Genomic DNA, 11,770 nt, shown 5'->3' with positions numbered 1-11,770 from the left:
AGAAGGGCCTGTTCGCCAGCCCCAGCTGGCCCATGCACACCAAGGTCAAGGTGACCTACAAGGGCCGCAGCATCACCGGCTTCGTCGGTGACCGCGGGCCCGGCGAGCCGTCCCACCGGGGCGTGATGCTCGACCTCGACACCTACACCTTCCGGTACCTGCTGGACGGCAAGAAGCCGGCGAGCAAGTACGACGCCGGCTCCGGCGAGGGCCACCTGAAGGGCGTCAAGTGGGAGGTCCTTTCCTGGGGCTCCGGCGCCGGGAAGAAGGGCAATCCCCGGCCTTTCGGCTCATGACATGAGGCCGGCGGGCCATTCGTGAAACGGCTCACAGCGCGAATGTGAGCCCGGCCACGACCGGCTCGCATGGCCTCTCCAAGACCCGGCGCAGGGCTGCCGGTGCATGGAAAACGGGGATTCCCCGGTATCGAAAGATCACCGGGGAATCCCCATTTTCAGCGTGCCCGCGTTCTCGCGTGCCAGCTCCCGCGACAGCTGTGCCACCGGGTCGTGGTCCTCCAGCACGGCCGCATCGTCGGCGCCCTGGAGGGAGACCGGCTCACCGAACCGGAGCTGAGCCTCGCCGTGCACGCCGGTTTCGCCGACCCCCTCTAGGCGGCCAGGAGGGGGATGACGGGAGCGAACGCCTCCATGGCCGCGTCCGAGACCTGGTAGTAGGTGAACCCGAAGCGGTCGCGGCGGGCCAGCATCTGCTCGGCGATGTGCTCGGGCGGGCCCACGAACTGGGACGGCATGCCGAGGACCAGTTCGGTCGACGAGGCGCCCCAGCCGCGCATCACCGCGACCTTCGCGGCGGCGCGGCGGGGGTCGGGGCCGAACGCGGGCGTCACCATCATGCTCAGCTCGACGTCCCGGTCCCCGGCGGCCTCGCGGACCCAGTCGACCTTCCGGGCGATGGTGTCGGGAAGGCGCTCGGAGAGTTCGTCCGAGATCGTCCCCTCGGGCAGCGCGCGGGGAAGGATCCCGACGGTGTCGGCGTACCGGCCGGCGATGCCGAGCATGCGCCGGCTGCCCGCGCCGACGACGAGGGGCGGGCGCTGCTCCGGACGGGGGAAGACCGTGAGGCCGTCGATCGTGTAGTGCTCGCCGGTGAACGAGGTCTTCTCGCCGCTCAGCAGGCCGCGCAGGATCCGCAGCGACTCCGCCAGCCGCCCGACCCGCGTCCCGGGCGGGTCGAAGGGCATCCCGGCGGCCGCGTACTCCTCGCGCAGCCAGCCCGCGCCGAGGCCCAGCTCGAACCTCCCGCCCGACAGGTGGTCGAGCGTCGCGGCCTCCTTGGCGAGCATGACCGGGTGCCGGAAGTCGTTGGACAGCACCATCGTGCCCAGCCGCAGCGTGCTCGTCGCGGCCGCGGCGGACGCCAGCGCCACCATGGGCGCGAGCTGTTCGCCGAACGGCTCGGCGACGAAGTGGTCCCGCAAGGTCAGGACGTCGTATCCCAGCTCTTCGGCGCGGCGGGCCGTGCCGGCCAGTTCCGCGCCCGAGCGGATCGACTCGCCCACCACGCCGAAGCGGAAGTTCCTGTGCATGTTCCGAGCGTGCCCCGTGGCAGGGCCGTCTGGCTGGCAGGAATGCGACATGAGGGTCGGACCGGCGGAACGAGGCGAGCGGCTCGGTCGCCGTCCGTGCGGCGTAAGGGCGTCACCGACTGCCCCGTTCGCGCCGGTCGTTTCCAGGCTGCGACGTGCCGCGCGGTTTTTCAAGCAGCGGGCGGCCTACCCGCCGACACGCTGGGACAGCACCCGTCCCGGCCAGTCGCCCACGGTGAAGGCGGCGTCCGTCTCGAAGCCGTTGCCCCGGTAGTACTCCACCAGCCGCCCGTCGCCGCCGCCGTAGCAGTCGACGCGCAGCAGGCCCACGCCCTTCGCCCTGGCCTCGTCCCTCGCCTTGGCGATCAGCGCGCCGCCCACCCCGTGCCCGGCGAACGCCCGGTCCGTGACCAGGAGGGTGATGTAGAGCTCCGGCTCGTCGACCGGGTCGACGTAGTGCGGGGGGCCGGGCGCGACCGCCATGACGCCGGCGGGCCGCCCGTCGACCCGCGCCACCCAGATCTCGTCGTCGCGGGCGATCCCGGAGATCCGCTCGACGCGGCGCGGATCCTCTGACCAGGGCTCGCCGCCCCACTGGCCCGTGCGGCCGTTGGCGGCGAGCCACGCCACCGCCCCGTCCAGCATCGCCAGCATCATCGGCGCGTCGCCGGGCCCGCCCTTGTGGATCTCCATCGCACCTCCTCGTGAGGGAGATCCTGGCAGTTCACGATCGCCGGGGCGAGGGGCTCAGGAGCCGATGAAGCCGTGCGCGCGGGTGAAGAGCCCGAGCGTGATCGAGTGGAGGAGGTCGCCGGTCTCCCTGGGGGCCTTGCCCGCGAACGCGCGGGCGTGCGTGCCCTCCAGGACGATGCCGAGCTTGAAGCAGGCCAGCACCGCGTACCAGGTGATGGACGACAGGTCGCGCCCGGCGACGGCGTCCGCGCGCTCGGCGTAGACCTCGACCAGCTCCTCGGCGGTGGGCAGGCCGCCCGCGGCGCCGAGCGGCCCGGCGAGGGCGGCGCTCTGGTCGGCGCGGTCGGGCCAGGTGGCCAGCAGCCAGCCGAGGTCGAGCAGCGGGTCGCCGATGGTGCTCATCTCCCAGTCGACGATCGCGGCGACCTCCGGGCCGTTGAAGGAGTACATCAGGTTGGCCAGGTGGTAGTCGCCGTGCATGATCCCCGGGCGCCACGCCTTGGGTCGGCGCTCCTCCAGCCACCGCGCGACGTCGTCAAGCCCGGGGATGTCGGGCCCGGGATAGCCGTCCAGCGCGCTGTAGGAGTCGAGCTCGGACATCCAGCGGCCCACCTGCCGCTCCAGGAAGCCCTCGGGCTTGCCGAAGTCGCCGAGGCCGACGGCCTCGTGGTCCACGGCGCCCAGCGCGGCGAGCGCTCTCGCCGCGTTTAGTCCCATCTCGCGCCGGACGCCCGCGTCGCCCGCGTGCAGATCGGGCAGCGTGACCGACGCGTTGAAGCCGTCGACCGGGGTCATCAGGTAGAAGACCGCGCCGCCCATGACGGTCTCGTCCGGGCAGGCCGCGATGAGGCGCGGCGCGGGGACGTCGGTTCCGTCGAGGGCCCCCAGCACGCGGGCCTCGCGCCGCAGGACCTCGTTCGTCCTCGCGCGCAGGTGGCCCGGGCCGCGCCTGAGCACGTAGTCGCGTCCACCCCGCCGGAACCGGACCAGCGTGTTCTGGGTGCCGCCCGCCAGCCGCTGGACGTCCTCGAACGGGCCGCCCGGCAGGCCCCGGCTTTCCATCCACCCGGCCAGGACGTCGAAGTCCACCAGGGCGCGGTCGATCTGCTCAGGCTGCACGGCGGTCCCTTTCCGTCGCTCGATGTACCGGAGAGTAACAGTCATGCACTTGCATTACTTACTGAGGTACACCGATTATCGGTGAAGACGACCGAGGAGGCTCGCCATGGCTTGGGATTTCGAGACCGACCCCGCCTACCAGGAACTTCTCGATTGGGCGGACGCCTTCGTCCGGGACGAGGTCGAACCCCTGGACTTGGTGCTCGGCGACCCCTACGACAAGTCCGACCCCCGCTACAAGCGGCTCGTGCGCCCCCTCCAGGACCGGGTGCGCGAGAAGGGCCTGTGGGCGTGCCACCTTGGTCCCGAACTGGGCGGCCAGGGGTACGGGCAGGTGAGGCTCGCGCTGCTGAACGAGATCCTGGGCCGCTCGCGCTGGGCGCCGTCCGTGTTCGGCTGCCAGGCGCCCGACTCCGGCAACGCCGAGATCATCGCCCATTTCGGCACGCCCGAGCAGAAGGAGCGCTACCTGCGCCCCCTGCTGGACGGCGAGATCTCCTCGTCGTACTCGATGACCGAGCCGCACGGGGGAGCCGACCCGACCCTGTTCACCACGCGCGCCGTCCGCGACGGCGACGGCTGGGTCATCAACGGCGAGAAGTGGTTCTCCTCCAACGCCCGCCACGCGACCTTCCTGATCGTGATGGCCGTGACGAACCCGGACGTGTCCGCCTACGAGGGCATGTCGATGTTCATCGTCCCGGCCGACGCGCCCGGGCTGGTCACCGTCCGGAACGTGGGCGTCGGCGGCGAGCGCGAGGGCTCCCACGGCTACCTGCGCTACGAGGACGTCCGGGTGCCGGCGGAGAACCTCCTCGGCGACGAGGGCGGCGCGTTCGCGATCGCCCAGACCCGCCTCGGCGGCGGCCGCATCCACCACGCCATGCGGACGATCGCGCAGGTCCGCAAGGCGTTCGACATGATGTGCGAGCGCGCGGTCTCCCGGCGCACGCGCTTCGGCCCGCTTGCCAGGATGCAGATGACCCAGGAGAAGATCGCCGACAGCTGGATCGAGATCGAGCAGTTCCGGCTGCTCGTCCTGCGCACCGCCTGGCTCATCGACAAGCACCGGGACTACAAGGCCGTCCGCAAGGACATCGCGGCGGTGAAGGCGGCGATGCCGAAGGTCTACCACGACGTCGTCCAGCGCGCGATGCACCTGCACGGCGCGCTCGGCGTGTCGAACGAGATGCCGTTCGCCGCCATGATGATGGGGGCCGAGGCGATGGGCATCGCCGACGGCCCCACCGAGGTCCACAAGATCACCGTGGCCCGGCAGCTGCTGCGCGACGTCGAGCCCGTCGAGGGGCTGTGGCCGTCCGGCCACCTGCCCACCCGCCGGGAGGCCGCCCGCGAGCGGTACGCCGAGGCCCTGGAGCATGCGATCGGCAATGAGTGACACACGGGAACGACTGCTGGACGCCGCCGAGACCCTCTACGCCGCCCGCGGCGTGGACGCCGTCAGCCTCCGCGAGATCCTCCAGGAGGCCGGCGCCCGCAACGCCACGGCCGTCCAGTACCACTTCGGCGACCGCGCCGGGATCCTGCGCGCGATCTTCGCCCGGCATGCCCCCGAGGTCGAGGCCCGCCGGCACGCCCTGCTCGACGCCTACGAGGACGGCGAGCAGGGCGTCCGGCCCCTGGCCGCCGCCCTCGTCCGGCCCATGGCGGCCCGCCTGGCCGACGCGTCGGGGCGCTCGTACCTGCAGATCTGGGCGGACGTGCTGAACCGCCCGGAGCCCCTCGTCCCCATGGCGGTCCTGGACGACCCGCGCGACAGCCTCTGCCGGTGGCGGACCCTGGTGGAACCCCTCCTGGAGGAGGACGCGGCCCGGCTGCACCGCCGCTTCACCGCCATCCTGTACGCCGCGATCGAACTGGCCCGCCGCGCCCGCTCCGGCCCCCGGACCGACGACCGCCTGTTCACCAGCTACCTGATCGACGTCGTCGCGGCGATCCTCGGCGCCCCCGTCTCCCCGGAGACCCGCCGCCTCGCGGCCGAACGCGACGCCGCCCGCCGCTGATCGCCGGAAGGGCAGGTCACATTCGTCCAAGACGGGGGACTCCGCTTCCCGCAGACTGGGCATCCCAGACCCAGGGAGGGACGACATGACCAGCGAGATCCGCCGCACCTTCTACCCGCTGATCCGGGCGGCCGATCCGGCCAGGACGCTCGACTGGCTGGAGAAGGTGTTCGGCTTCGAGCCCGTGGACGTGCACAAGGACGACGAGGGCGCCATCGTGCACGCCGAGATGCGCTACGACACCGGCCTCATCATGTTCGGGCCCGCCTCGACCGCCACGGCCGCCGTCTACGTCGCCGTCGACGACCCCGACGCCCACCACGCCCGCGCGAAGGCCGCCGGGGCCGAGATCTTCCGCGAGCCGGCCGACCAGGACTACGGCTCCCGCGACTACGCGGCCCGCGACCCCGACGGCAACGAGTGGTACTTCGGCACCTACCGCCCCTGACTCCGCAAGGGGCCGATCGCCCTCAACCCTCATGATTAATGAGGGGATTCGCGAGAAATGCGGTGCTACGGTGCGGGGGCCGGCCGCGGGACTTCGGTGCGACTTCCGGAACTTGCCTATTAAGCGATGCTTCGCTGCTCGCGCCCCCATTCCCCGGCCGGCGCCTTCGACCGACCGGGGGAGTGATGAGCGAGACGTTCGCCGACCTCGTCGCGTGCGAGGACGTGCTGATGTTCGTGAACGCGGCGATCACGTCCACCGGGCAGCGGGAGTTCCACCACGGTTCGGGGGAGCAGCGGCTCAGCCTGGAGTTCCTGCACGAGTACATGCTGGAGAACTACCGCGACATGTACGCGGCGGTGCTCGCGCTGGACGTCAACGACCACAACGCCGCGATCATCATCCGCAATCTCCTGGTGCGCGCGGGCGACGTGGGGGTCGAGCGGCGGCGCGGCGAGGGGCGGCTGATCGCCCGGCGGCTGGAGACGCTGCCGCCGCAGCGGGTGTACCGGCTGTTCCGCGACCTGCGGCGGCTCGGCGTGAACAACCGGCGGACGCGCGCCGTCATCCGCGACTGGATGGCCGGGCGCCGCGACCCGGCGTTCGACTCCGTCAAGTACCGGACGGCGGTGAAGGACGCGGCGCGGCACGCGCATCTGCGGCTCCGGGGTGAGCAGGCGGCGTTCCTGTTCGCGCCGTCCGGCGTCAAGGCGTTCCAGACGCCCCTCTACGAGCAGTGGCGGCGGGCGCACTACGAGCAGGCCGCGATCTACGAGCTCCCGTACACGGTCGCGGAGGGCTTCGCGGCCAAGCACAAGATCCCCCGCGAGGTCTTCCTGGAGCGGATCCAGCACCGGATGACGCGGCTGGAGCGGTTGCGCCTGCAGGAGAGCGCGCGGGAGGCGAAGGTCGAGGCCGTGCGGGCCGACCTGGGCGAGATGCCGCTGACGAGGCTCGCCTCGTACGTGCTGGCGTTGCCGCTGGACGACCGGGCCCGGCGGCGAGCCGAGCTGACCCTGGCGCTGCGCACCGCCGCCCGGCGCGTGGCCGGGGCCGCGCGCGGCTCGTGGGGACGGGTCACGGCCGTTCTGGACGACAGCTACTCCTCGCTGGGCTCGGGGGAGAAGCGCAGGCGCCCGCTGGCAGTCGCGCTCGCAGCGCACTACCTGCTGGAGGCGCTCGCGAAGGAGTACACGCCGCTGTGGACGTCGGGACGCACCGACGCGCTGCTGATGTACCCGTCCGGTCCGACGCCGCTCGGCCATCGGATCATCGACGCGCTGGAGACGGCGCCCGAGCGGCTCCTCATCGTCTCCGACGGGTGGGACAACGCGCCGCCGGGACTGGCCGCGGACGTCCTGCGGGTCTGGCGGACGCGCCTGGACCCCGGGCACCGCCGCGCCCCGGGGCAGCGGGTCATGATCGTGCACCTGAACCCGGTGTACGACGCGGACGGATTCGACGTGCGGCGGCTGGCGCCGGGCGTGCCGACCGCGGGCGTCCGGGACGCCGAGGACCTGCCGACGCTGGTCGAGCTGGCCCGGTTCGCCGAGGGGCGGGTCGGCCTGCCGAAGCTGCGGGCGCACCTGGCCGACCGGACCGCCCGCTTCCTCGGGGAGGGCGCATGACGACCGCGCTGGACGGCCTGGAGACGAGGCCCGCGCAGGTGTGGGGCTCGATCAGGCTCGTCCCCCTCGTCCGGGACGAGCCCGTGCCGCACCTGCGGCTGCACCGGAAGGCGTTTGAGGAGCCGGTCACCGTCGTGGACGTGGGTGACGCGGCCTATGTCTCGTTCGTTCCCCACGCCTTCGTCGCGACGTGGAGCGACGGCGACCAGGCGCAGGCCGCCTCGTACGGGGCGCGCCTCCTGGAGCGGGACACCCGGGCGGCCCCGCCGCGCATGCCCGTGCGGTTCACGCGGCGGATGGCGAGGAAGGCGGGCAAGGACCGGCTCCGGTTCCTTCCCCTGCACCTGGCCATCGAGGGCTATCTGGCGCTGCACTTCGGCGGTCCGGAGATCGCCTGGGAGGAGTGGTCGCGCCGGGCGGTCGCGCACGGGCTGTCGCCGCGCTGCGAGGAGACCTACCTCGGCCGGCGGGTGCGCGGCCTGGAGGACGCGCTGCGGATCTTCGAGATCCATCCCGGGCAGTGCGGCGTGCTGGTGTACGTCGCCGACGCCCTGGCCAGCGCGTTCGTCGTGCCGCACCCCGACGACTACCGGGCGCTGCACCCGACGCTGGTCGAGGACCTCTTCGGTGAGCTGATCTACATGTACGGCCTGCTGGGCGCCCCGGCGCGCGACCTGACCGCGCCGATCGACCCCGCCGGGATCAGGACGCTGGGCGACCTGCGCGCCGCGGTGGAGATCCGCGAGGCGGAGTGGGCCGCCTTCCACGACGAGGTCATGGCCGGGCGGCTCTTCGACGAGGACGGGTCGCGCCAGAGGGTGCAGTCGCTGCACGGGTTCGAGCTGGCGCGGTTCCTGCCCTCGTTCGCGCTGGGCCGGGAGAACCACATCGGGGAGATCATCACCGGCGGGGAGGGCGAGATCGCCTACCTGAAGACGTTCCGACTCTCGGAGGCGCAGGTCAGGCGCGGGTACCTCCTCAAGCGGCTGGCCGAGCACGACTGGCGGCTGGGCGCCACCGCCGCCGCTCTCGGCACCGACCGCGCGGGCCTGGCGCTGCGCCTCGAACGGGCCGGGTTCGGCTACCTGCTGCGCCAGGACGTCCTCGACCACTTCCGGGCGCAGCGCCGCGCTACCTGAGGCCCGCGAAGAGGTCGTCCTCCCGGGCCGGCGCCTCGATCCGGCTGAAGCGGCGGACGAACGCCTCCGACGAGAACGCCGCCTTCTGCATCTCCTCCGGCAGCTTCAGCAGGAAGATGTTCTCGCCCTGGCTGGCGTGCGCCAGCAGGGCGTCGCGCTTGGCCTCGAAATGGGCGGAGACCTCCAGCACGCTGGTGATCAGCTCGTCGGGGGTGCCGAAGTCCTCGGGCGGCTCGAAGCCGAGGTCCAGGCCCGCGGCCCGGGCGGCCTCGAACATCTGCTTGATCCCCGACCGGGGAATGGCCGTGTAGTAGAGCTTGTCGGGAATGCCGGTCTGCTCGGCGGCGGCGAGCGCGATCCGGTGGGCCTGGATGTGGTCGGGGTGCCCGTAGCCGCCGTTCTCGTCGTAGGTGACGACCACCTGCGGCCGGTAGCGCTCCATCAGCGCGGCGAGCCGGGCGGCGGACTCCTCCAGCGGAATGTTCGCGAACGCCGCCGGGTCGTCGTTGGTCGACCAGCCGTCCATGCCGGAGTCGCGGTAGCCGAGCAGCTCCAGGTGGCCGATGTCGAGCAGGGAGGCCGACTCGCGCAGCTCGGCGAGGCGGCGCCGCGCCACCTCCTCGGCGTCGTGCCCGGGCTCGCCGGGCTTCACGCCGCCGGAGTCGTCGCCCTGCTCCCCGTTCGTGCAGGTGACCAGGACGGTGCGAACGCCCTCGGCCGCGCTGCGGGCGAGCAGGCCGCCGGTTCCCAGCACCTCGTCGTCGGGGTGGGCGTGGACGGCCATCAGCGTGAGTTCTTGCGTCATTCGGGTCTCCTCGCAGGTTCGGCCGTCCACTCTATGTCCCGGGTGTGACAGTCGATCATGCTTGCGAGGTGGACTCGGCCCCCTTCAGGTCGGCGACCGTCAGCGGGTGCGCGGGCGCGTCGAACGGGAACACCGAGGAGGCCTCCATGCCGTCCAGCACGAGCAGCTCGCCGGGGTCCAGGAGCCGCCAGCCGGGGTCGTCGTCCAGGCGCTCGCTGGCGAGGACGCACGCGGGCGTCGGCTCGCGGTGCCTGGACACCTTCACCTGGCCCTCCTCGCGCCCCGCGCCGAGGTGGCGTTCCGCGCCCGGCTCGGTCAGGTGCGGGGTGGACACCCACAACTCGTGGGTGTCGGGGTAGCGCAGCGCCCACAGCCGCCCCGACTCGGCCAGCAGGATGTTCAACGCGAAGACCGGCAACTCGGCGGCGATGCGCCGGACGGCCGCGATCAGCCCGGACGCGGTGTCGCCCTGCCGCCGGATCTCCGCGGTGACGTAGGCGAACACGTACTCCGAGTCGGTCTGCCCCTTGATCGGCGCCCGCTCGACGTCCGTGAGCCAGGAGCCGAGGACGTCGACACCCCGCACCACCCCGTTGTGGGCGAACAGCCGGTCGTCCATGACGAAGGGGTGGGAGTTGTGGACGTCGGGCGCGCCGGTCGAGGCGTACCGGACATGGGAGATGAACGTGTGCGACACCACGTGCCGCGCCTCGGAGTTGAAGTCGGCGTCCTGGAACGCGGCGACGGGGGCGCGGTCGCGGACGGGCTCCCCGCCGAGCGAGAACCAGCCGAGACCCGTCCCGTCCGGCATCCGGCGGGACTGCGAGCGCAGGCTGTCGGGAGCGTCCAGCAGCCAGAAGGTGGCGCGGACGCGGGGTCCTCCCGTGGTCATCCCGAACAGGCGGCACATGCAGGGACGATGCCCGCTCGGCGGCGGCCTAAGACTCCGCGCGCCGAATCGCCTTCGACGGGCGGCCCCGGATGCCGTACGGTCCGTGTATGGGGTCGCCGGTGGTTCTGCTGGACGTTGACGGAGTGCTCAACCCGTTCGAGCGGCCGCACCGCGGCTTCCAGCGGCACGAGTGCTCCCCGAACGGGATGACGTACAAGCTGTGGCTCTATCCCGGGCACGGCGCGGCGCTTCTCGACCTGGCCGAGTCCACCGGCGCGGAGCTGGCGTGGGCGAGCTACTGGTGCGACAGCGCCAACGAGTGGATCGCTCCCCGCATCGGGCTTCCGGAACTGCCGTTCGTGCCGATTCCGCGGTTCCCCGGCATCACGGAGGGGCGCACGCTGGGCGCCTGGAAGGCCCGGCACGTCGCGGCGTGGGCGGAGGACCGGCCGTTCGTCTGGTTCGAGGACGAGCCGGACGCCACCGAGTGCATCGCGGGGGAGCCGGACGTCGCCGACCACCTGCTCGTGGAGATCGACCCGCTGACCGGCCTGACCGACGACCACGTCGAGGCCGCCGCGGCCTGGCTGCGCGCCCGCACGGGCTGATCGCGGGCGCGGGCGAGGTTCCAAACGTCCAATACATCCCTTCCGGGGGCCTCCTAGCGTCGTGGAGGACAAGGAAGGGAGTCGACCATGCCCAGATCACCACTGATGGACCTGGCCTTCGGGTTCATGCCGGCGCAGATGATCCACGTCGCCGCCGAGCTCGGGGTGGCGGACGCGTTCACCGAAGGCAGGCCGAGCTCGAGCACCGAGCTGGCGGAGGCGACCGGCGCCCACGCGCCGTCCCTGCACCGGCTGCTGCGCGGCCTCGCCGGCCTCGGCATCGTGGAGCAGAAGGAGCCGGACCTGTTCGCGCTGACGGAGGAGGGGCGGCGGCTGCGCGCGGACGCCCCCGACTCGATCCGCTCGCTGATCAGGCTGTTCTGCGGCCCGCAGGTGTGGCGGACGTGGGGCGACATGGCCGAGACGGTCCGCACCGGCGAGTACGCGTGGGAGCGGGTGACGGGCAGCACGCCGTTCGAGTACTTCGCCTCGGACCCCGAACTGTCGGCGACGTTCAACCGGGCGATGGCCGAGCACACCCGCGACGTCGCCCCGGCGTTCATCGAGGCGCACGACTTCGCCCGCTACGAGACGGTCGCCGATCTCGGCGGCGGGGACGGCACGCTGCTCGCCGCGATCCTGCGAGCCCACCCCGGCCTGCGCGGCGTCCTGTTCGACCTGCCGACGGGGCTGGCCGACGCGTCCGGCCCCCTGGCCGACGTCGCCGACCGGGCCGAGATCGTGCCGGGCGACTTCTTCGAGGCCGTCCCCGCGGGCCCCGGCGCCTACGTGCTCAAGAGCGTCATCCACGACTGGGACGACGAGAAGGCCGCCGCGGATTGCGCCGATGCGCGGCCGTATCGAC

Annotated in this window: 12 protein-coding genes and 1 pseudogene; 8 read left to right on the top strand and 5 right to left on the bottom strand. The window is 72.4% G+C overall.

All coding sequences use genetic code 11. The features are described 5' to 3' along the window. A pseudogene (locus AB0C69_RS27160) lies at positions 1-296 on the top strand (hypothetical protein); the annotation flags it as partial. A gap of 314 nt (positions 297-610) precedes the next feature. On the opposite strand, the gene AB0C69_RS27155 reads toward AB0C69_RS27160, so the two are convergent. From AB0C69_RS27155 to AB0C69_RS27145, 3 genes are all read right to left on the bottom strand, one after another. Then, positions 611-1,549, bottom strand: a complete 939-nt coding sequence (locus tag AB0C69_RS27155) for a TIGR03621 family F420-dependent LLM class oxidoreductase (RefSeq protein WP_360358043.1) — start codon at positions 1,547-1,549, stop codon at positions 611-613. Between the two features lie 186 nt (positions 1,550-1,735). Then, on the bottom strand, positions 1,736-2,242 hold the full coding sequence (locus AB0C69_RS27150) for a GNAT family N-acetyltransferase (protein ID WP_360358041.1): 507 nt from the start codon (positions 2,240-2,242) through the stop codon (positions 1,736-1,738). Between the two features lie 54 nt (positions 2,243-2,296). Beyond that, positions 2,297-3,361: a phosphotransferase family protein gene (locus tag AB0C69_RS27145; RefSeq protein WP_360358039.1), complete on the bottom strand. Its 1,065-nt coding sequence runs from the start codon at positions 3,359-3,361 to the stop codon at positions 2,297-2,299. Between the two features lie 106 nt (positions 3,362-3,467). Here AB0C69_RS27145 and AB0C69_RS27140 point away from each other — a divergent pair, with 106 nt between their 5' ends. From AB0C69_RS27140 to AB0C69_RS27120, 5 genes are all read left to right on the top strand, one after another. After that, on the top strand, positions 3,468-4,760 hold the full coding sequence (locus tag AB0C69_RS27140; RefSeq protein ID WP_360358037.1) for an acyl-CoA dehydrogenase family protein: 1,293 nt from the start codon (positions 3,468-3,470) through the stop codon (positions 4,758-4,760). Further along, entirely contained in the window at positions 4,753-5,385 is a 633-nt protein-coding gene (locus tag AB0C69_RS27135) for a helix-turn-helix domain-containing protein (RefSeq protein ID WP_360358035.1), read from the top strand. Before AB0C69_RS27140 ends, AB0C69_RS27135 begins: the two co-directional genes overlap by 8 nt. A gap of 85 nt (positions 5,386-5,470) precedes the next feature. Then, a complete protein-coding gene (locus AB0C69_RS27130) occupies positions 5,471-5,833 on the top strand; it encodes a VOC family protein (RefSeq protein ID WP_360358034.1) in 363 nt (120 codons plus the stop codon). A gap of 185 nt (positions 5,834-6,018) precedes the next feature. After that, positions 6,019-7,461: a hypothetical protein gene (locus tag AB0C69_RS27125; protein WP_360358033.1), complete on the top strand. Its 1,443-nt coding sequence runs from the start codon at positions 6,019-6,021 to the stop codon at positions 7,459-7,461. After that, positions 7,458-8,600: a hypothetical protein gene (locus tag AB0C69_RS27120; protein ID WP_360358032.1), complete on the top strand. Its 1,143-nt coding sequence runs from the start codon at positions 7,458-7,460 to the stop codon at positions 8,598-8,600. The genes AB0C69_RS27125 and AB0C69_RS27120 overlap by 4 nt, the downstream gene beginning before the upstream one ends. On the opposite strand, the gene AB0C69_RS27115 is transcribed toward AB0C69_RS27120, so the two are convergent. After that, positions 8,593-9,405, bottom strand: a complete 813-nt coding sequence (locus AB0C69_RS27115) for a PIG-L family deacetylase (protein WP_345171765.1) — start codon at positions 9,403-9,405, stop codon at positions 8,593-8,595. The two genes, AB0C69_RS27120 and AB0C69_RS27115, sit on opposite strands and share 8 nt — an antisense overlap. A 55-nt stretch (positions 9,406-9,460) precedes the next feature. Then, a complete protein-coding gene (locus AB0C69_RS27110) occupies positions 9,461-10,315 on the bottom strand; it encodes a class II glutamine amidotransferase (RefSeq protein WP_360358030.1) in 855 nt (284 codons plus the stop codon). Between the two features lie 89 nt (positions 10,316-10,404). Between AB0C69_RS27110 and AB0C69_RS27105 the strand changes: the two genes are divergently transcribed. Then, positions 10,405-10,905: an HAD domain-containing protein gene (locus tag AB0C69_RS27105; protein WP_360358028.1), complete on the top strand. Its 501-nt coding sequence runs from the start codon at positions 10,405-10,407 to the stop codon at positions 10,903-10,905. Positions 10,906-10,992: 87 nt separating this feature from the next. Next, a partial coding sequence (locus tag AB0C69_RS27100; protein ID WP_360358026.1) for a methyltransferase occupies positions 10,993-11,770 on the top strand: 778 nt, incomplete at its 3' end.

The sequence above is a fragment of the Actinomadura sp. NPDC048032 genome (genome assembly GCF_040653175.1).
Lineage (GTDB): Bacteria > Actinomycetota > Actinomycetes > Streptosporangiales > Streptosporangiaceae > Spirillospora > Spirillospora verrucosospora.
This window is presented reverse-complemented; position numbering and strand designations above follow the sequence as displayed.

Coding starts and splice junctions, on each gene's coding strand:
- AB0C69_RS27125 (WP_360358033.1), top strand. CDS start 6,019: ATGAGCGAGACGTTCGCCGACCTCGTCGCGTGCGAGGACGTGCTGATG.
- AB0C69_RS27110 (WP_360358030.1), bottom strand. CDS start 10,315: ATGTGCCGCCTGTTCGGGATGACCACGGGAGGACCCCGCGTCCGCGCC.
- AB0C69_RS27130 (WP_360358034.1), top strand. CDS start 5,471: ATGACCAGCGAGATCCGCCGCACCTTCTACCCGCTGATCCGGGCGGCC.
- AB0C69_RS27155 (WP_360358043.1), bottom strand. CDS start 1,549: ATGCACAGGAACTTCCGCTTCGGCGTGGTGGGCGAGTCGATCCGCTCG.
- AB0C69_RS27105 (WP_360358028.1), top strand. CDS start 10,405: ATGGGGTCGCCGGTGGTTCTGCTGGACGTTGACGGAGTGCTCAACCCG.
- AB0C69_RS27120 (WP_360358032.1), top strand. CDS start 7,458: ATGACGACCGCGCTGGACGGCCTGGAGACGAGGCCCGCGCAGGTGTGG.
- AB0C69_RS27140 (WP_360358037.1), top strand. CDS start 3,468: ATGGCTTGGGATTTCGAGACCGACCCCGCCTACCAGGAACTTCTCGAT.
- AB0C69_RS27150 (WP_360358041.1), bottom strand. CDS start 2,242: ATGGAGATCCACAAGGGCGGGCCCGGCGACGCGCCGATGATGCTGGCG.
- AB0C69_RS27115 (WP_345171765.1), bottom strand. CDS start 9,405: ATGACGCAAGAACTCACGCTGATGGCCGTCCACGCCCACCCCGACGAC.
- AB0C69_RS27135 (WP_360358035.1), top strand. CDS start 4,753: ATGAGTGACACACGGGAACGACTGCTGGACGCCGCCGAGACCCTCTAC.